At 64.0% G+C, this 19,626-nt stretch carries 17 protein-coding genes and 3 pseudogenes; 6 read left to right on the top strand and 14 right to left on the bottom strand.

The features are described 5' to 3' along the window. Positions 1-75: 75 nt before the first annotated feature. From A5707_RS10160 to A5707_RS10140, 7 genes and pseudogenes are all read right to left on the bottom strand, one after another. Positions 76-912, bottom strand: coding sequence for an SDR family oxidoreductase (locus tag A5707_RS10160; RefSeq protein ID WP_065014371.1), 837 nt, complete (start codon positions 910-912; stop codon positions 76-78). A 7-nt stretch (positions 913-919) separates the two neighbouring features. After that, positions 920-1,963 carry a TIGR03857 family LLM class F420-dependent oxidoreductase gene (locus A5707_RS10155; protein WP_065014393.1) on the bottom strand — a complete coding sequence of 348 codons (1,044 nt, stop codon included), beginning with the start codon at positions 1,961-1,963 and terminating at the stop codon, positions 920-922. Positions 1,964-1,965: 2 nt separating this feature from the next. After that, positions 1,966-2,046 (bottom strand): annotated as a pseudogene (locus tag A5707_RS23190) (nuclear transport factor 2 family protein); the annotation flags it as partial. A gap of 25 nt (positions 2,047-2,071) precedes the next feature. Continuing rightward, positions 2,072-3,172 carry a PHB depolymerase family esterase gene (locus A5707_RS10150; RefSeq protein ID WP_065014370.1) on the bottom strand — a complete coding sequence of 367 codons (1,101 nt, stop codon included), beginning with the start codon at positions 3,170-3,172 and terminating at the stop codon, positions 2,072-2,074. Continuing rightward, entirely contained in the window at positions 3,173-3,316 is a 144-nt protein-coding gene (locus tag A5707_RS23770; RefSeq protein ID WP_156657745.1) for a hypothetical protein, read from the bottom strand. Further along, positions 3,313-4,335, bottom strand: coding sequence for an NAD-dependent epimerase/dehydratase family protein (locus A5707_RS10145; protein WP_065014369.1), 1,023 nt, complete (start codon positions 4,333-4,335; stop codon positions 3,313-3,315). The genes A5707_RS23770 and A5707_RS10145 overlap by 4 nt, the downstream gene beginning before the upstream one ends. Before the next feature lie 147 nt (positions 4,336-4,482). Further along, complete coding sequence (locus A5707_RS10140; RefSeq protein WP_065014368.1) at positions 4,483-4,917, bottom strand: nuclear transport factor 2 family protein; 435 nt, start codon at positions 4,915-4,917, stop codon at positions 4,483-4,485. A gap of 77 nt (positions 4,918-4,994) precedes the next feature. Here A5707_RS10140 and A5707_RS10135 point away from each other — a divergent pair, with 77 nt between their 5' ends. The 3 genes and pseudogenes from A5707_RS10135 (at position 4,995) to A5707_RS10130 (ending at position 7,854) form a co-directional block, all read left to right on the top strand. Beyond that, positions 4,995-5,987 (top strand): Rieske 2Fe-2S domain-containing protein, encoded by a 993-nt coding sequence (locus tag A5707_RS10135; protein ID WP_065014367.1) that lies wholly within the window; start codon positions 4,995-4,997, stop codon positions 5,985-5,987. Then, positions 5,984-6,099, top strand: a pseudogene (locus A5707_RS24855) (cysteine hydrolase); the annotation flags it as partial. The gene A5707_RS10135 and the pseudogene A5707_RS24855, both read left to right, overlap by 4 nt. Before the next feature lie 102 nt (positions 6,100-6,201). Next, positions 6,202-7,854 carry an acyl-CoA synthetase gene (locus A5707_RS10130; protein WP_065014366.1) on the top strand — a complete coding sequence of 551 codons (1,653 nt, stop codon included), beginning with the start codon at positions 6,202-6,204 and terminating at the stop codon, positions 7,852-7,854. A 134-nt stretch (positions 7,855-7,988) separates the two neighbouring features. Here the strand turns inward: A5707_RS10130 and A5707_RS10125 are convergent, their stop codons facing one another. Beyond that, a complete protein-coding gene (locus A5707_RS10125; protein WP_065014392.1) occupies positions 7,989-9,437 on the bottom strand; it encodes a coniferyl aldehyde dehydrogenase in 1,449 nt (482 codons plus the stop codon). 151 nt (positions 9,438-9,588) lie between these two features. Here A5707_RS10125 and A5707_RS10120 point away from each other — a divergent pair, with 151 nt between their 5' ends. Together A5707_RS10120 and A5707_RS10115 are read left to right on the top strand one after the other, a co-directional pair. Then, positions 9,589-10,797 carry a cytochrome P450 gene (locus A5707_RS10120; protein WP_065014365.1) on the top strand — a complete coding sequence of 403 codons (1,209 nt, stop codon included), beginning with the start codon at positions 9,589-9,591 and terminating at the stop codon, positions 10,795-10,797. Positions 10,798-10,819: 22 nt separating this feature from the next. Further along, positions 10,820-12,034, top strand: coding sequence for a CaiB/BaiF CoA transferase family protein (locus A5707_RS10115; RefSeq protein WP_065014391.1), 1,215 nt, complete (start codon positions 10,820-10,822; stop codon positions 12,032-12,034). A gap of 83 nt (positions 12,035-12,117) precedes the next feature. Here the strand turns inward: A5707_RS10115 and A5707_RS10110 are convergent, their stop codons facing one another. Genes A5707_RS10110 through A5707_RS10085 form a run of 6 tightly spaced genes read right to left on the bottom strand, consistent with a single transcriptional unit; the run spans position 12,118 to position 18,880 of the window. Then, complete coding sequence (locus A5707_RS10110; RefSeq protein WP_065014364.1) at positions 12,118-13,302, bottom strand: acyl-CoA dehydrogenase family protein; 1,185 nt, start codon at positions 13,300-13,302, stop codon at positions 12,118-12,120. Beyond that, positions 13,303-14,355 (bottom strand): acyl-CoA dehydrogenase family protein, encoded by a 1,053-nt coding sequence (locus A5707_RS10105; protein ID WP_065014363.1) that lies wholly within the window; start codon positions 14,353-14,355, stop codon positions 13,303-13,305. A 2-nt stretch (positions 14,356-14,357) separates the two neighbouring features. After that, on the bottom strand, positions 14,358-15,188 hold the full coding sequence (locus A5707_RS10100) for an amidohydrolase family protein (RefSeq protein WP_065014362.1): 831 nt from the start codon (positions 15,186-15,188) through the stop codon (positions 14,358-14,360). Further along, positions 15,185-16,822: an acyl-CoA synthetase gene (locus A5707_RS10095; protein WP_065014361.1), complete on the bottom strand. Its 1,638-nt coding sequence runs from the start codon at positions 16,820-16,822 to the stop codon at positions 15,185-15,187. The genes A5707_RS10100 and A5707_RS10095 overlap by 4 nt, the downstream gene beginning before the upstream one ends. Positions 16,823-16,834: 12 nt before the next feature. Continuing rightward, positions 16,835-18,037 (bottom strand): amidohydrolase family protein, encoded by a 1,203-nt coding sequence (locus tag A5707_RS10090; RefSeq protein WP_065014360.1) that lies wholly within the window; start codon positions 18,035-18,037, stop codon positions 16,835-16,837. Positions 18,038-18,052: 15 nt separating this feature from the next. Then, on the bottom strand, positions 18,053-18,880 hold the full coding sequence (locus tag A5707_RS10085; RefSeq protein WP_065014359.1) for an enoyl-CoA hydratase: 828 nt from the start codon (positions 18,878-18,880) through the stop codon (positions 18,053-18,055). Between the two features lie 260 nt (positions 18,881-19,140). Here A5707_RS10085 and A5707_RS10080 point away from each other — a divergent pair. Continuing rightward, positions 19,141-19,434 (top strand): annotated as a pseudogene (locus A5707_RS10080) (hypothetical protein); the annotation flags it as partial. Between the last annotated feature and the right edge of the window lie 192 nt (positions 19,435-19,626).

Raw genomic sequence — 19,626 nt, 5'->3', positions numbered from 1 at the left:
GCGAGCGTGCGTGTTCCCGGCCGACACGCCGGGGAAATTACCGTTTTTGCGCACGCTCGCGCCTATTTGGGGAGATCAGTAGACGTAATTCTCGCCGGTTGCCCGCACCGTGACGTCGCTGAGGTTGATCCCCCACGGCTGGTCGATGACGTGCACCACCGCGTTCGCCAGGTCGTCGGGCGTGATCAGCCAGTACTGTATCGAGTCGATGTCCGTCTGCTGCGGTCGAAGGGAACCGTTCGTCAAATCGTCGACATTCTCCGAGAATTGAGCAGTTTTGTGCCCGACGATACCGATGACCGCCGCTTCGTTGACCACCCAGCTGGCGAGATTGGTTCCCAACACGCCGGTAGGCTTGACGGTCGTCACCTTGATCTTGCCTTGGGCCTCAACGCGTAACGACTCCGAGAGCGCATCGACGGCAGCCTTGGTCGCGCTGTAGACCCCGGAGCCCTCGGTCCCGGCGTTACCGTAGATGGACGAGATGTTGATGACCTGTCCACGGCCCTGTTGGATCATCGTGTCGTAGACAGCCGCGATGCCGTTCACGACGCCCTTGATGTTGATGTCGATCGCTTTATGCCATTTCTCCCACGCGCGTTCATGATCGGCGAAGAATGCCAGCGGCATCACGCCGGCGTTGTTCACGATGACGTCGATGGCACCGTAGGTGTCGACGGCATGTCGGGCCGCCGCTTTGACCTGGCCCATGTCGGTGACATCGGCGACATGGCCGCTGCCTTCGAAGCCGGCAGCCCTGATGCCGTCGAAGACCTCGTTCAGGCTCTCGGCGTTGACATCCACGCCGACGACCTTTGCGCCGCCGGCAGCGCATTTTTCCGAGATCAGCCTGCCGAAGCCGCTCGCGGCGCCGGTGACGATAATGACCTTGCCCGTCAAGTACTTCGACATGTCTCTCCTATTGGCTCACTCGATAATCGGCGACGATCGGCGCCAACTCGTCGGGCGTGGCGCCGTGCATGATCACCGCGTCGGCGCCGTAGTCGAACTCTTTGCGGATGCGTTTTACGCATTGGCCGGCTGATCCGGTTGCCGACGGTTCCAGCCATTCCTCGGGAATCAAGCCCGCGACGTGTTCGATCTGGTCGGGGGTGGCCTTGTGGTCGATGCCACCGGCGATCGACGTCACCACCGGATCCTCCCGAAAGCGCTGCAGCACCGCGGGATCCCAGTTATTGGTCTGCACCAAAAGGTCCCCGTAGCCCTGAAGATAAGTGGCGAGCCGTGCGACGGTCTTCTTCAGGCGCAGCTGTTCGGGAAGATGATCGCCGACGGTGGCCAAACACGACCACACCCGCACACTGTCTGGGTCACGACCGGCTTTCTCCGCCGCGTCCTTGACGGTTTTGACGCAACGCTGCAAAGTCTCCGGCGTGAAGTAGGTGTGCAGGACGACGTCGTCGAAGACACGACCGCCCAGGGCAAGTGACTGCGGTCCGAAAGCCACCAACGCCAGCCGGATGTCCTCGTTGAAATCGGGATCGAGGAACAGCACCTGGTAGCTGCCCATCGGGCCGTCGTGGTTGAAGATCACCTCGCCGTGCCACAGCCGGCGCATGACCTGAGCCCAGTCCTCCATCGCAGCGGTGGTCACCGCCGGTATGCCGAACGCCGCGTACATCGCGGCCACGCCACGACCGATGCCCAAGGTGAACCGCCCGCCGGAAAGCCGATGCATGGTGGTGGCCCACGACGCGGTGATCAACGGATGTCGAGTGTTGTGATTAGTTGCGGCGGTGGCAATCTGCATACGTGACGTGACAGCGCAAGCGGCGCCGACGAGCGACGATGCCTCTTTGACGTTCCAGCGCTCGGAGATGAAAGCCGTCCCGAAGCCCAGCTCTTCACCGCGTCGGGCTTCGTCCATCAGGCTGGCCGGCCCCTCACCACCGGCTCCGGCCAGCAGATAATAGCCAAGTTCGTCGAGCACGCGACCGCTCAATTTCACACCCCTTGCTTGTAGCCACAGTTCCACACCTCGGTGATCTTGCCGTCGACGACGCGGATGACCTCGATGCTGGCAACTCCACCACCTCACGGGCAGTGCGGCTCACCCCACCACCTCCCGCAAGAAGCGCTCCGAGACCGCCTGCACGCGCCGGGAGAAGATGTGGCCGACGTGACTGCCGTCGTACCAGTAGAACTGGCCGCCCCACCGGTCCTGCAGCGCAACAGCGGGCTCGCGCATCGCCATTCGATCATGCCACGCTCCGACGATCAGCCGGCGATGCGGCGGCGGCGCAGGCTCCACCGAGAGCGGATCGATCACCGAAGTCAGCGCCGACACGACCGGTGACCCCAGCAGCTCTCTGACCTCGCCGCGCGCGGTACCCCAACGTGCCAGGTGTTGGGCGATCATCGCGTTGAGTCCGAGAATCGGCGTGTACAACGCGACCGCATCGACCTGCTTCTCGAAATGCGACACCAACGCCGCCACCGCGCTGCCCATCGAAATGCCGGACACCACAACGACGGTCGACTCTGGCTGCACCCACTGCACGACGGCGCGAACCTCCGATACGGCGCGCATCATGCCCGCAACATTGGTCAACGGATCCATGTTCGGATACGGCGGCCACTGACGGCGACGGCTGCCGTGTCCCGGCTGTACCGGTACCGCAATGTTGAAACCCAGCGAGCGCTGCAATCGTCTGGCCCGGGACACCAACAGGTCCTCAGGTCGCCCCTGGCCGGCGCCGTGTACCCATACCAGCCACGGCCTCGGCTTGTCGCGGTATCGGCACACGTGCACCACTGCGGTCGCCGAGCCACCGAGGCCCGCGGTGGTCAGCGCACTCGGCAGCAACGGGTCGTGTTCGAAGGTCACTCGATCGTAGGCCAGCATGCCCATGCGCCGACGTTGGATCGCCTTGACGTGCAACGGGTGCGGGTCGGCGTGCGCGCCGTCGACGCCCAAGGTAGACAGTTCCTGAGCCGCGTCGGTGCACTCACCCAATGGCCGTACGGCTTCGGCTAGATCGCCGCCGAACAGCGAGAAACCGGTGAGAACCAGTTCGTCCATCATGACCTCACCGAACTGACGCGCACCGCGCGGCGACGGGGTCCAGCCGGTCGATTCGGTGAGCCCGGACACCGTCCGCGGCAGCACCATGGCTAGCTCTCGGCCGACATCCAATGCGCGGTTTGCCATCTACGCCAGCTTGCATCCGGTGTACCCGCCGGCAGCGATCTCGTCGCAGCGACACCGGTATTCGGGAATCCCGCCGGTGTACGCATACAAGCCGGAGAAGCCGGCGCCGACGACTAGCGCGTCACAGGAGTCTGCGGACGTCATGGCTTGACCGCCTGTGGTCGACGCTGTGCGCGTTCGACATAGAAGTGCGCGGCACGTCGTATCGAGTCAGACGTCGGATTCGGAGTCCATCCCAACTCCCGGACGGCCTTGCCGTGGTCAAGCGGCGACGTCAGCCGCATCAACCGCACGGTGGTGGCGTTCACCGGGAGGCCAAGACGCAGCAGACTGACCGCATGTCCGAACATCGTCACCAGTTGCAGCGGAACACCGAAGCGCGGCGGCTTGACTCCGACGGCATGGGCGGCGGTTTCCAAGACGTCGCGCGTGGTCATGAAGCTTTCGGAGATGATGTAGCGTTCGCCGACGCGGCCGCGCTCCCCCGCCAGCAGCATTGCCGCCGCGGCATCTTCGATGCCGACCACTTCGGCTGCCACGTCCTTGACGTAGACCGGCATCTTTCCCAGGGCGGCCGCCGCGACCAGCGAGCCATGCGGGGTTGGCTGCCAGTCACGGGGGCCATACGTGTTGGACACGCACATCGCCACTGCGGGGAGTCCGCGCTCTTCGGCGTATCGCATGACCAGTTGCTCGGCCTGTAGCCGAGACTCGATGTAGGGACCGCCCTGGCCGTGCCAATTGAACGGTGTTTCCTCGTTGGCCGGGCTGTCGCCGGAGCCGATTGCAACGGTCCCGATCGTGCTCAGGAACACGAAGCGGTGCAGATTGGCCTCGGCCGCGACATCCAGGACGTGCCGCAGGGCCTCGACATTGGTTGCGAACAGCGGAGCGGGATTGTGCAGCCATGCCCGGGCATCCACGACGCAGTAGTAGACGACGTCGCGATCGGCCATCGCCCGGCGCACCGCCTGCTGGTCGACGAGGTCGCCGTAGTGCACTTCGACGTCGAGGTCGTCGATTCCTCGTGTGGAGCTGGTTTTCCGGAGCAGCACCCGCACCTCGTCGCCCCGCTCGACGAGTTGGCGGGTGACATGTGAACCCACGAAGCCGCTGGCGCCCATGACCAGTGCACGCCGTCCGATTCCGGTATGGCTTTCCATCACCGCTCCCTATGACTGGACACGTCTCCAGCCTGATACTGGAACAATTACAGTATCTGGTCCGGCCTGTGTCACTCCCCGAACTCCACCAGGATCACCACGTCGACGGCGCCAGCGTGCACGCGTTCATCGCGCCGGCGGGCTAGGTCAGCCCCCGATCACCTTCAATATCGTTCGGGTCAGGTGCAGGCTCTTGATTTGCCACGCACCGTCATTTTTCTCGTACGTCTCGTGGTAGTGACCGGCGCCGTGCAATTCGCGGCCGTCGCCGAAGATCAGAAGATCTTCCATCGCCCAGATGCCGGTAGCCGTGGTGGCCGAGGTGAGCGTGATCTCCGGGGTGTGGCAGTGATGCATGGTCGCTACGCCCTGGAGACCGGCCATCACCGTGGGAGCGAAGTTGTCGACGCCCTCGATCGGCGGGGCAGTCATCGGGTCGGCGCCGCCGGTGGACACCGCCATATCCAGCGTCACGACCACATCGCTGGTGAACACGGTGCGCCACGAGTCGAGGTCCTTGGTGTCCAGGAATCGGCAATACCGCGCCTTCAACTGTCGGATCGCCTCGAGCTCGTCGGTCACCTGGAACCACCTCCTTGCCTGAAAGCTATACTGTAACGTCTTTAGTATCAGCGGACGAAGGTAGGAAGGCGCTTGGCGTGAAAGTCCCGTTCACCTGGAAAGTCACGGGCTGGTTCATGATCGGCTGGTCGCCGGAGTTCCCGGTCGGCGAAGTCCGACCGCTGCGCTACTTCGGTGAGGACCTAGTCGCCTACCGGGACGAGTCCGGAGAACTGCATGTACTCGAAGCGCACTGCAAGCACCTCGGCGCCCACATCGGGCATGGCGGCAAGGTAGTCGGCGATTGTGTGGAGTGTCCCTTCCACGGTTGGCGCTGGGGACCCGACGGCTGTAACAAATACATCCCCTATCAGCCCGACCGGCCGAATCGCGGACTGCGGCTGCGGGTCTATCCGGTCATCGAGCAATACGACTGTGTCTTCATGTGGCACCAGCCCGACGGCAAGGAGCCGCAGTGGGAGATGCCGGATATCTTCCGCAAGTTCCCGCAATTCGAGATCGATCCGACGGCTTACTATCGGGCGTATCCCGAGTTCTCCCGACGTGCTGAATGCGAGCCGGTACATCCGCAGATCGTGGCCGAAAACGCGCCCGACAGTGCGCATTTCGAGTACGTGCACCATGCCACGGTGACGCCCAGGGTGCTGGACTGGAAAATCGCGGACCACGAATGGCAATTTGTCGCGGGCTGGCCGGACGCCACCAGTGAAAACCCCGACGACCTGGCGCTGCGGTTTCACAGCCACTTGTTCGGCCTCGGCGGCGCGATCAGCGTCTTTGAGGGCGCGCAAAACCATCGGCTGATCTTCACTTGCACGCCGGTCGACGATGAATGCTCCGACCTGTTCTACTCCATCTGGTGGCCGCGTATCCCCGGTGACACCGCCGACGTGCCGTCCGGCAAGCTGCGCGACGTCATCGAAAAGCAGTTCCTGTCCACTGTCTTCGACGATCTGCAAATCTGGCGCTACCAGAAATACGTGGAACATCCGCCGCTGTCCAAAGTAGACGCGAAAGGCTATATGGCGCTGCGGAAGTGGGCGACGCAGTTCTACGAAGTGCCGGCATGACATCCCTCGCCGAACTCATAGACCCGGCATACATCGCGGTCGTCACTCAGGAGTGTCAGGGTGCAGTCATCGCCCCAATGCCGGGCTGACCGCACTTGCCGACGAATCCCGCGGCGGATTTCCCGAACCGCTACGATGACAAGCGCCGATGGCACCTGCTCACCGAAGCCGGCGGCCTGAAGATCCGCCTGCTCCACCAACCGTAAGAGGCACGATGTCCGACACTGCAGCGCAATTCACAGTGCCCGCGGTCGCTGCCGCCGTCGCGGCGGCGATCGGCGACCGCGAACTGGTCATCCAGGGCGATCGTCGTTTCACATACGCGCAAATTCTCGAGCGATCCCACCGGCTGGCGTCATTCATGCACTCCCGCGGACTCGGATGCCACACCGAGCGATCTGGGCTCGCCGGCCACGAGGTCGGGCAGGACCTGGTCGGGCTGTATGCCTACAACGGAAACGAATTCGTCGAAGGGTTGCTGGGCGCATTCCAAGCGCGCGTCGCACCGTTCAACGTCAACTTCCGCTACGTCAAGAGCGAACTGCAATACTTGCTCGCCGACTCCGGCGCGACCGCACTGATTTACCACGCCGCATTCGCGCCGCGGGTCGCCGAGGTGCTGCCGGATCTTCCTCAGCTACGTGTGCTGATTCAGATCGCCGACGATTCGGGCAATGACCTGGTCTACGGCGCAGTCGATTACGAGACGATCGTCGGATCAGGTTCATTGACGCCGCTGCCGGCGCAGCCGTCGCCCGACGATCTGTACGTGCTCTACACCGGCGGCACCACCGGGATGCCGAAAGGCGTTTTGTGGCGTCAGCACGACATCTTCATGACATCCTTCGGTGGCCGAAATCTGGTGACCGGCGAGACCGTCGGCTCCATCGAGGAGATCGTCGGGCGCCTGACCGATGGCCCGGGCACCAAACTGCTGATCCTGCCGCCGCTGATTCACGGCGCCGCCCAGTGGAGCGTGATGACGGCGATCACGACCGGGCAGACGTTGGTCTTCCCGTCGGTGGTTGACCATCTGGACGCCGACGACGTCGTCCGAACCATCGAGCGGGAGAAGGTTGCGGTGGTCACGGTGGTCGGGGACGCGATGGCGCGACCGCTGCTGGCGGCGATCGAAAAGGGCATCGCCGACGTGTCGTCGTTGGCGGTGGTGGCCAATGGCGGTGCCCTGCTGACCCCCCACGTCAAGCAACGCTTGATCGAGGCGCTGCCCAACGCCATGGTGATCGACGGCGTCGGCTCCTCGGAGACCGGTGCGCAGATGAGCCACCTGTCGATGACCGGGGCGGTGTCGACCGGCACGTTCAACCCCGGCCCGGATACCTACGTGATGGCCGAAGATTTCGGCTCGCTCCTGCAACCGGGTCACGACGACATGGGCTGGCTCGCGCAGCGCGGTTATGTCCCGCTCGGCTACAAAGGCGACGCCGCCAAGACCGCCAAAACGTTCCCGGTCATTGACGGCGTCCGATATGCGGTGCCCGGCGACCGCGCACGCCACCGCGCCGACGGCGTTGTCGAGCTATTGGGGCGCGACTCGGTGTGCATCAACTCGGGCGGCGAGAAGATCTTCGTCGAGGAGGTCGAGACGGCGGTCGCGTCACATCCCGCGGTGGCCGATGTCGTAGTCGCGGGGCGGCCGAGCGAGCGGTGGGGCCAGGAAGTCGTCGCGGTGGTCGCGCTCGCCGAGGGCGCCGATGCCGGCGCCGAGGAATTGATCGCGCATGCCGCAAACTCGTTGGCCCGCTACAAGCTTCCCAAAGCGATCGTCTTCCGGCCGGTGATCGAGCGAAGCCCGTCGGGTAAGGCCGACTACCGCTGGGCACGTGAGCAGGCGGTGACCGGTTAGTTCGGGCCACCTACTCGGCTATCACGGGTCACACCGGCACCAGCAGCTGGTCATAAGGCCCTTCTCGAAAACGATGCCGTATGTGATATCAAGTCGGAGAAGGTGTTGTCCCCACTCAGGGACAGTTGGGTTTACTAAATTTCAGGCATGCCGCGCGCACCACGCTCGAGCCTGCGACGGGTACGCATCCGCGCAATCCGCATCGCCGCACTGGCGCCGAGGCGCAACGGCAAGCCGAACGGCGGGGCCGCGGTTCCGGTGATGCTGAACGGCAGATCGTTGCCGACCACGGTGCGGTAGTGACTGAACGTATCGAAACCGGCCTTGCCGTGGTAAGCGCCCATCCCGCTGCGGCCCACTCCCCCGAATGGCGCCGCTGACGGAATCATCTGCGCAGCAAAGTCGTTACGCGCCACTCCGCCGCTGCGGGTGTTGCGGACGAAGGTTCGGAAGTCGTCGTCGTCCGGACCGTACCAGTAGGCTACCAGCGGTGCCGGCCGTTGGTTAATGTAGTCAATGGCGCCGTCGAGCCGGGAATATCCCTGGACCGTTAGCACCGGGCCGAAGATCTCCTCGTGCGCAATCTTCATGCGATCATCGATGCCGCACACAATAGTGGGCCCGATCTTGCGAGTCGCCCGGTCGGGTAGTGACTCTCCCTCGGGCGCAATCGTTTCCACATGTGCTCCGTGGGCTCGCGCATCCTCGATCAGTCCCACAACCCTGTCGAAATTGGCTTGGTTGACGCTCGAGCAGTAGTCGTCGTTGGTGACGATGCGCGGGAACATTCCGTGCAGGGTCTCACGCGCGGCATCGACGAATGCCGCTATCCGGTCGTTGGGCACCAACACGTAATCGGGGCAGACACACACCTGGCCGCCGTTGACCATCCGGCCCCGCGCGATGCGCGTCGCCGAGCGCCGGACATCAGCGCCCGGCGCGACGACCACCGGGTTCTTGCCCCCGAGCTCCAGCGTCACCGGCACCAGGTTCTGCGCGGCCGCTCGCTGCACCAACGCCCCCACCGACGGCGAACCAGTGAAGAACAGGTGGTCGAACGGCAACGCGGAGAAGGCGGCCGCAACCTCTGGGCCGCCGGTCACCACATCGAGTTCGGCCGCGTCGAAGTATTTCGGTGCGGTGGCCTTCATCAACTCCGCGGTGTGTGCGGTGATCTCCGACATCTTGATCATCACCCGGTTACCGGCCGCAAACGCCGCTGATGCCGGCAGCACCACCAGGTTGACCGGGAAGTTCCATGGTCCGATGATGCCCACGATGCCCAGCGGGGTGGGCTGCACCTCCGCACGCAAGCCGGACATCCGTGCGGCCCGCATCAGTTTTGTCGGCCGCATCCAGTGCGCCACATGACTTCTGGTGTGCTCGACCACCGAGATGATGCCGACGATTTCGGTGAACAACGATGCCGCCTTGGACCGGGTGCCATAGTCGGCGGCCATGGCGTCGATGAACGCGTCGCTGTTGTCCAGCAGCAACGCCATCAGCCGATCGATCCGGTTACGCCGCACGGCGGCGCTGGGTGGCCCCTCGGCAAGGAATGCTCGCCGCTGGCGTTCCAGGATCGCCTGTAGCGCGGGCGGAGGCTGCTCTACGGAATTGCCGATCCGTTCGCCGACTGAGCTCATGGCTGCAGAGCTTACGGCAGCCGCCCGCGCTGACGTAGTCTACTGTAATATTTACAGTAGGAGCGTTTAGCCGAGCCGGAGAGCAGCTGTGGAAAGTCAACTTCAAGAGGCCGTCGCCGTCGACAAGCCTGCCGGCTACCTCCGCGACCCATACCCGTATTTTCTCCAGCAGCGCCAAAAGACCGGAGTGTTCGCCGGAACGGTGATGGATTACACCAAGACCCCCGATTCGCTGCGGCCAAAGCGATCCTTCGCCGCGATGTCCTTCGATGCGGTGAACAAAGCATTCCGCGACGGCCAGGTCTTCAGTTCGGCGATGTACGACACAACCATTGGCTTATTCATGGGTCCGACCATCCTGGCGATGGAGGGCAAGAAGCACCGCGACCATCGCAACCTGGTTTCGGCGGCCTTCAAGTCCAAGAACCTCGCCCGCTGGGAGCCCACGATCGTGCGGCCGATCTGCGATGCGCTCATCGACGAATTCATCGATGCCGGCGAAGCCGACCTCGTCCGGCAGTTCACGTTCGAGTTTCCCACCCGGGTCATCGCCAAGCTCCTGGGTCTGCCAGAGGCAGACCTGCCGATGTTTCACCGTCGCGCAGTCGAATTGATCAGCTACACCGTCAACTACGAGCGCGCCTTCGAGGCGTCGACCGCGTTGAAGGATTACTTCCTCGAGCAGATCGAACAACGTAAAACCACGCCAACCGAAGACATCGTCGGCGACTTGGTCACCGCGGAGATCGACGGCGAAAAGCTCAGTGACGAAGCCATCTACTCGTTTCTCAGGCTGCTGCTGCCCGCCGGGTTGGAAACCACCTATCGCTCGTCGGGCAATCTGCTCTACCTGTTGCTCACCCATCCGGATCAGTTCGCCGCGGTGCAGGCGGATCGCGAGTTGATCCCCAAGGCGATCGAGGAAGGGCTGCGCTTCGAGACACCACTGACCACCGTGCAGCGGTTCACCACCGAAGACACCGAACTCGACGGGGTCACGATTCCCGCGCGGTCGGTCGTCGACGTGTGCATCGGTTCGGCGAACCGCGACGAGCACCGCTGGGAGCGCCCGGAGGAATTCGATATCTTCCGCCCGCACATGCCGCATATCTCCTTCGCCGCAGGCGAACACACGTGCCTCGGGCTGCATTTAGCGCGCATGGAGACGCGGGTCGCGCTGGAATGTCTGCTGAACCGGATGACCAATATCCAGCTCGTCGTCGACAGCGGTCCGCATATCCACGGTCAGCCGTTCCGCTCGCCCACCGCTCTTCCGGTGACCTTCGACGCCAAGTAACGTGCCGGCAATGATCAAGGTGATGGACGGGTTTCGGGTTCTGGAAGTTGCGCAGTTCACGTTCGTTCCGGCGGCCGGTGCCATCCTGGCCGACTGGGGCGCCGACGTCATCAAGGTCGAGCATCCGGTGCGCGGCGATACCCAGCGTGGCTTCCTGAACATGGGTGGTATCCAGATCGACCCCGAGCGGCATCCATTGATGGAACATCCCAATCGAGGCAAGCGTAGCGTCGGAATCGACATCTCCACGCCGGGCGGCCAGGAAGTGCTCTATGAACTGGCCAAGAACTCCGACGTTTTCCTGACCAACTACATGCCTGCGCAGCGGGAGAAGCACAAGTTCGACGTGGCGCACATTCGCGCAGCGAACCCCAACATTGTGTATGCGCGCGGTTCGGCATACGGCGACAAGGGGCCCGAGCGCGACGTTGGCGGCTATGACGGGACGGCATTCTGGACGCGGAGCGGGGTGGGATACGCGCTCACGCCGGAGGAGCTGGGCGGCGCACTGGGACAAGGTATTCCGGCCTTCGGCGATTCCATCGGCGGCATGTTCATTGCCGGTGGCATCGCGGCCGCGTTGCTGCACCGTGAGCGGACTGGCGAAGCCCTGGAGTTGGACGTGTCGTTGCTGAGCACGGCATGGTGGGCCGCTGGCGCGAGTGTGACACAAGGTATGGAAACCGGAGAGGTGATGCGCAGCCCCATGCCGGGATCCGCCGCGCCATCGGTAAACCCGTTCATGAGCAACTACTTGACCTCCGACGGCGGCACGATCAACCTGTGCATCATCAGTCCGACCGGCTTGATCCGCGACACTTTCGAGCACCTCGGTATCCCGGAGGCGGCCGACGATCCGCGCTTTTCAGATGTGCTCCCACTGATACAAAACGCCGACGCAGCTACCGAACTCATCGCGAAGGCCTTTGCCGGCAAGACTTTTGACTACTGGCGACAGCACCTGAAGACGATGAAAGGCCAATGGGCGCCGTTCCAAAGCCTCATCGATCTGGCCGCCGACGAGCAGGCGATCGCCAACGACATGATCGTCGACGTCGAATTGGCCAGCGGCGGTGCGCCGTTCAAGGTTGTGCGCGGGCCGGTGCAGTTCAATCACGAGCCGCTGGTGACGACGCGGGCCCCGCAAGCGTCGGAGCATACCGAGATCGTGCTGATGGAACTCGGGATGGATTGGGATCACATCGCTGAACTGAAGGATTCCGGCGCGATCGCGTGAGCGCCTTCCGCGGCGAGTGTGCGTAAACCCGGAAATTAGTTCGGCGTGTCGGCCGGGGACACGCACGCTCGCGCCAAAGGGGGTTACGACGCTCCGTACGTTGGCCGGCCCAGGCCGAGGACGTGCTGGGCGATCATGTTGCGGAATACCTCCAGCGTGCCGCCGTAGATACCGACCAGCGGCGCGAACCGGTACACGTATTCGGCCGCGCCGTCGTCGGCGGCCCGGTCAGTACCGATCGGCAACGACGCTGCCGTGCCGAGGATGTCCATCAGGTCCGGTGAGATGTCGCGCATCGTCTGCGCGAGCGCCACACGTCCGAAGATGCTCGGTGCGCTCAGCGCCGCCTCCATGCGTGCGGCGCTACGGCCCAACCGGTATGCCACCGAACGATCGTCGATCAGGCTGCGGCCGTTGGGATCCTGCTCGGCGGCCTTGCCGGCGGCTTTGTCGAGCGCGTCAGCCATGAAACCGGCCTGGTGCATCATGATCGACACGTCCTGCAGTCCGTCGGGCGCCGCCGCCACCGCGCCGTGCTCGACGTTCAGCGGTTCGCGCAGCACCGTCCACCCACCGTTGACATCGCCGAGCCGGTACTTGTCGTCGACGCGCACGTCGCTGTAGTAGACGATGTTGGTGCGATCGCCGTCGATGGTCCGGATGCCCTGGATTTCGATGCCCGGCGAATTCAGCGGAACCAAAAACATCGTCAGGCTTTTGTGTTTCGGCGCTTCCGGGTCGGTGTTGGTAATCAGGAACACGTACTGGCAGTTGTGCGCTCCGGTGGTGAACATCTTGGAGCCGTTGATGACCCAGCTCGACCCATCCGCCTCCCGGACCGCGCGAGTCTTACAGGTGGCCACGTCGGAGCCACCCTCGGGTTCGGTGTAGCCCAGGCACAGCCGAACATGCCCGCTGAACACCCCGGGCAGCACCTCATCACGCAGTTCGGCAGAGCCGAACGTCACCACCGAGCGAGCCACCATGGCGGTGGTGCCCCAGGTGACCCACGGCACGTGAGCGCGTCGCTTCTCCAGTTCCCAGATCCGGCGTCGCACCCGGCTGAACCCGCCCTCAGATTCCGGCTTCCATTCGCGTTCGAGGTAGCCGGCGGCGCCGAGAGCCAGATGCACACCTTCGTCGAAGTTGTCACCGGTTTCGCGGTCGCGGCGTTTGACGTCTTCGGTGACATGGGTGCGCAGGAAGTCACGAACCTCGTCGAGGAAGGCCTGGTCGTCGTCGGTCAGCGCGACTCGAGAGAAATCCATTTATGCGTCCTTCCCGGAACGGCTTTCACGAGCGGCAACGAGCTCACCGATGTAGGTGGCGCTGGCGCCGGGGTCCCCGCCGGCCAGCGCCCACCCACGGGCGCGCACCAGATACGCGGTCGCCGCCGCTTCCGCAGAGACCCCGAGGCCGCCTTGGATATGTACCGCCATCGTCGCGGCTTTGGCCGCCTCCTCGGCCATGAACACGAATGCCGACGGCGCCAACTCGGGACGCTCGTCGGGCTCGTTGTCCAAAAACCATGCCGCGCGCCGTGCCAGATTGCGGCCGGCCTGAACGGTGATCGCGATGTTGGCCAGCGGATGTGAGATGGCCTGCAGGGTCGAGATCGGCACACCGAGCGTATAGCGGGTCTTGGCGAACTCTGCTGCGATATTCATCGTCTCCTCGACCAGACCGACCAGAGCCGCGGCCGTCAACAGCCGCCATTCATCAAGGGCCCGCTGGTATTCGGCCAACGCGCCCGGCCCACTGGCAAGCACAGTGCGGCTATCCGCGGCCGCCGGGTCGACCCATGCCATCGGCAGCCTGCCGATGTTGTCCACTTTGGTCGGGCGGGTGGCGAAGGTCAGCCGCACCACCTCGCCGCCCTCCCGCACGATGATCTGGTCGGCGATCGACCCCGTAGGGATGAGCCGCGCTCCCGAAACGCTGTCGTGTTGCGGGTCCACCGCCGCGAGTCGCCGACCGCTGACGACGTCGGGTTCGGTCGCATTCAGCCGGGCCAGCAGCCGGGCCGCGCAGACGTGATCGATCCACGGCACCGGCGCCAGCGAGCGGCCGATCTCCTCGGCCACCAACGTCAAATCGACCAGTGTCGCGCCGTCACCGCCGACGGCTTCCGGTAGCGCCATCGTGGTGGCACCCATGGCGCACAACCGCTCCCACAGGCTCTTGTCGAATCCGGTTTCCTCTGCGGCGCGCACCGTTTCGATCGAGCAGTGTGTGGTGAAGAAGTCCTTATACGCCGCGTGCAACGCCTGATGATCCTCGGTCAGGCTGTAGTCGAACCTGCGCAGCTCGTAGCGGTCCATGGTCAGCGCTCCTCCTGGCCGCCGAAGAAGAATTCGTGTGCGTTGTTGTAGAGGTAGTTCTCGAGCACATCGCCCGGCAATTCCAACGCAAGAGCTTCGGGAACGACACGGCGCATCTTGAGCACCGGCCAGTCCGAGCCGAAGATCACCTTGCCCTGTCCACGCGTCCGCATATAGTGCAGCAAGCTCTCGGGTAGCCGCTTCGGCGACCACGCCGACGTCATCAGGCGCAGATTGGCGTATTTGATCAGCAACCGGATCGCGACGTCCCACCACGGATCAGCACCGTGAATCATGCACAGCTTGAGCTCGGGGAATCGTACGCAGACCCGGTCGAGATGAATCGGGTTCTGCACCTCCCCGGGGATCGGCGGCCCCGGGATGCCGGTGTTGATGCACAGCGGCAACTCCAGCTCAGCGCATTTCGTGTACAGCGGGTAGTAAACGGCATCGCTGGGCGGATACTGCCCGTCACCCCAAAAGCTGGGCCCCACAGCGGTATACGCGACCGGCAGGTCGGCGACGACGGTGCTGAGTTCACGCAACGACGGAATCGGCCGCAGCAGGTTGACGCCGCCGATCGCCAGCGCGAACCGATCCGGCTTGGCCTCCACGAACTTGCGCGCGGTGGTCGACGGCTTGGCCAGGTTGTCCATCAGGATGGCTTTGACCACGCCCTGCTCGTCCATTTCGTCGAGCAACTCCGACAGGTCGACCGGCGCGAACATCGATTCCGGGCCCTTGAAGTAGTCGTCGCGGACCTTGAGCATCCACGTCGGCTGTTTCTCGGTCTCGCCGAAGTGAACGTTGACGAGGCAATCGATTGCTTTCATGTCGGCAGCCAAGCCCTTTCTCCAGTCGGCTCAGTCGCCCGACTTTTCGCCCAACGGTAATCGGCCTTCCCGTTGCCCAGCCGCTGGACGCGCTCGACGAAGATGAACTCCTTAGGTGCTTTGAACCGTGCCAGCTGGGACGAGCAATGCGCGTGCAACGGCTCATGGACGGCCTCTACGCCGGCACGCAGTTGCACCAGGGCGACGAGCTCTTCGCCCCAGCGCTCGCTCGGCCGGCCCACCACCAGCGCGTCGACGATCCCGGGGTGGGCGCGCAGCACTTCTTCGATCTCCTCGACGAAAACCTTTTCGCCGCCGGTGTTGACCACTAGCGAGTCGCGGCCGAACAACCGCAACGTGCCGTCGGGCTCCAGGGCGGCACGATCACCCGGTATCACCACCCGCTTACCGTCGACCTCGGGAAAGGTTTGCCGGGTGGCGTCGCGATCGTTGAAGTAGCCCAGCGGGATTCGCCCTTCCCGGGCCACCCATCCCACTCCGGGCTCGCCGGCCGCAACGAAGTGGCTGTAGTCCTCTGACAGCACCAGCCCACCCTCGCGCAATACGAAGGTGTCGGTTCGACTGTCGCGCCGGCTGTGCCCAAATCCCATGTTCCCGGTTTCCGACGAGCCGTATCCGTTAATGAGCGTGATGTGGGGTAGCAGTTCCAGCAGCGCCCGTTGGTATCGCGGATTGGTTGCCGCACCGCCGGTTCCGATCGCATACAGCGACGACAGGTCATAGGAGCCACGCCGTAGCTCGTCGACCAGTGGCGCCGCGTAGGCGTCGCCGACCATCGTCATCAGGCCGACCTTCTCGCGTTCGGCGGTCCGCCAGACCGATCGCGGGTCGAGTCTTTTGCCCGTGTCGTAGAGCACCACAGTGGTGCCGGCCATGATCGCCGAGAACGCCGTCCACATCCCGGCCGCGTGCATCAGCGGTGAGACGGCGAACCACGGCGCCCCGGCCGGACCGCGCACTTTGTCGTGGATCTCCTCGACGGAGCCGTGATCGGCGCCCACCATCGACGACACGTAGATATCGGACTGTCGCCAGAGCACCCCTTTCGGACGGCCGGTGGTGCCGCCGGTGCAGATCATCAGCAGATCATCCGGCGACGCCGTCACGTCCTGATCGGTGTCGCCTTGTGCGAGTGCATCATCCAGCGAGACCGCGCCGGGCAGTTGAGGAGCTACGCTGCCGTCGTCGATTGACACCAGCACCTCTGCGCCGTCCGGTGGCAGCACGGAGGCGAACTTGGCGCCGAGTGAGCGGTGGTAGATCACCACGGTGGGCCGCAGGTAGTCCAGCAGGTCGGCAACCTCGCGCGGCGTGTAGTTGTAGTTGACGTTGACGGGCACGGTGCGGGCCTTCAGGCACCCGATCACCATGTCGGTGTAGAGGTCGTTGTGCATGATCAGCGCAACCCGGTCTTGCCCACATTCCCAGTTTTGCAGGCTGGCCCGTTCCCGGTGGGCGCCAAGCCCTTGGCCGGCAAGGTAGTTCGCCAGCCGGCGGGTGCGATCTGCGGACTCGGCGAAGCTGCTGCGGCGGCCCCCGCACACCGTCATCGTTCGGTCGCCGATCACGTCGGCGATGGCGTCGAGCACCGCGCCTATGGTCCATTGGCTCATGCGCGTGATCGGCTAGGCCGCCGACCCAACGTTTACGCCGAGCAGTTCCAAGGCATTGTCGCGCATGATCTTTCGGATATCACCGTCGCTGAAGCCGGTCAATTCTTCGGTGAACGACAGCGGCGATTCCAGGCCTTCCCCGTGTGGCCAGTCGCTGCCGAACAAGATCTTGTCGACCCCGATGGTGTCGGCCAACAACCGCACATCGTCTTCGTAGTATGGAGCGATCCACACGTTGTTGCGCAACTGCTCCACCGGGTCCTCCGGGAAATAGCGCGGCTGGTTGTTGGCGGCCTTCTTGAGCCGCTTGATCAGCCGGTAGACGAAATACGAGCCGTTCTCGATGCTGACGGCCTTCAGCTTCGGGTGCCGGGTGAACACCCCGTGCACGATCATCGAGGCCATGGTGTCGTGGATCGCGCGGTCGTCGAGCAGCACCTGGTCGAGCGGATCTTTGGCGCCGAACCCCTCGAAGGTCACCTTGCCGCCCCACAGCGCGGCGATCGCCAAATAGCCGCTGTCGCTTAGGTGAAAGCCCACCGGCACGCCGGCCTCCGCCAACCGGGCCCACACCGGGTCGTGGCTGCGATCACCCAGCGAGCGTGGCTTGACCACCCCGGGCACCGGCGCCGGGCGCACCAGCACCATCTTGGCGCCGCGCGCCAGCACAAACTCGACTTCCTCGACAGCCTTGTCCGGGTCAGCCAGTGAGATGATCGGGGCCGCGACGATGCGGTGATCAGGTCGGTCGAACCCCCAGTCCTCGTCGAGCCACAGGTTGAACGCGTGGACCGAGGCCATCGTCGCTTCGATGTCGTGCTTGAGGGCCTCTTCGACACCGCACGCGAAAGTGGGCAGCATGAAAACCGTTTCGATACCCTGGGTGTCCATCACCGCGATACGTGCGTCGCGGTTCTGGTACTCCGGGTGCTCGGCCAGCCGCTCGACTTTCATCAGTGACGCCGGGTCGACACCTTCTGGAATCTCGCCGCGGAACAACAGGTCCAGACAGCCGGGCACGATGATCGGGTCGAACGTGACATTGGGAATGAAGTGGTTGATGCGCTCGCCCATCAATGCCCAGGTGCGCTTACCGTCGCTGACCATCTGCACTCCCCGGCGCCTGAATTCCTTGTCCAGATGCCGGGTGAACGAGTCGAGCGGCTCGTAGTAGTGGTTGTCGACGTCGATAGCTTGGTAGCCCAACGCGGTCATGATGATCCTCTCGGCTTAGCTCGGCAGCGGCGGGAAATTCGGCGGCCGCTTCTCCAGAAAACTGGTGATGCCTTCGATGACGTCGGGCCGTAGCAGTGACTCGTGCATCAGCGTTTCGGCACGCGCACTGACGTCGGCCACGTCGCGCAGCGCGTCGCCGTAGGCCTGTTGCTTGATCACCGCCAGCGATGCCGGTGAACAGTTGCGCGCGATGTCTTCGGCGTACTCCATGACGCGTGCCATCAACTGGCCGGGTGCGACCACTTCGTTGACCAGTCCGAGTTCGTGGGCCTCTTCGGCGTAAAACGTCCGTCCGCTCAGCAGCAGATCCATTGTGGCGCCCCAGCCCGCGACCCGCGGCAGGATCCAGGTAATGCCGTATTCGCCGATCAGCCCGCGGCGGGTGAACGCCGTAGCGAACTTGGCGCCGGCAGCCGCGAACCGGATGTCACACATCAGGGCATGGGTCAGGCCGATCCCGACGCAGGCGCCGTTGACCGCAGCGATGACTGGCTTGCGCAGCGCGGTGAGGAAGTGCGGGTAGCGTTCGCCAACCAGCTGGGTGACGTCGACGTCGCGCTCGCCCAACTTCTCGTCGATGGAGCCGGCACCGCCCAGATCCGCGCCGGCACAAAACCCCTTGCCGTTGCCGGTCAGCACAATCACCCGCACCGCGGGATCGGCTTCGGCGCGGTCCATGCATGCGTAAAAGCGCGACGAGATGTCCGGCCCCCAGGCGTTGAGCCGTTTCGGGCGATTCAGCGTCACGACCGCGACACCACTCGGGGTCGCCTCGTACAGGACCGCAGCCGCGCCCGTTGCGACATCGTCGGCCGTACTCACATGACGCTCCTGTCGCCCAGTGGCCAGTTATGACACGCGAAATCGCCGACGGCGTGTTCTAAGTGGCCACTCGCGGCTGTCTGGTAAAGCTATTACTCATACTGTATACCTTTCGATATCGAGATCTCGCAAGTTGCGGCAGACTGCCGATGAACCGACCTTGCTGGTCAGAGGTCAGGTCTGGGGCAGTACCGGAAAGCGCCCATGAACCGGCATCCGAGTGACTGGCGGCGCGGGTCAAACTCGGTAAGCTCACCAGCATGTCGCCCGACAATCTGGAAGCCCGTGTGACCAAGTTGGAGTCTCAGGTACACCAGCTCGCGGCGCGGGTAGGGGCAAGCGAACAAGACGCCGCCGCTGCACGCGTCCTCGCAGGCGCAGCCGACCGCGATGTCACAGAGTTTCGTGACGAACTGCGCGACTTCCGGCGGGCCACCACCGCCAGCTTCAACGCCGTACGGGAAGACTTCACGGACTTGCGGGGGTATGTCGACACGCGGTTCGAGCAAATCGACGAGCGATTCAACCAAGTCGACACACGGTTCGGCCAAATCGACGAGCGATTCAACCAAGTCGACACCCAGCTCGGCCAAATCGACGAGCGATTCAACCAAGTCGACACCCAGCTCGTCCAAATCGACGAGCGATTCAACCAAGTCGACACCCAGCTCGGCCAAATCGACGAGCGATTCAACCAGGTCGACACCCAGCTCGGCCAAATCGACGAGCGATTCAACCAAGTCGAC

This window comes from Mycobacterium kyorinense, assembly GCF_001672775.1.
Lineage (GTDB): Bacteria > Actinomycetota > Actinomycetes > Mycobacteriales > Mycobacteriaceae > Mycobacterium > Mycobacterium kyorinense_A.
The sequence above is the reverse complement of the archived record's forward strand: the minus strand, read 5'-3'. Positions and strand labels throughout refer to the sequence as shown.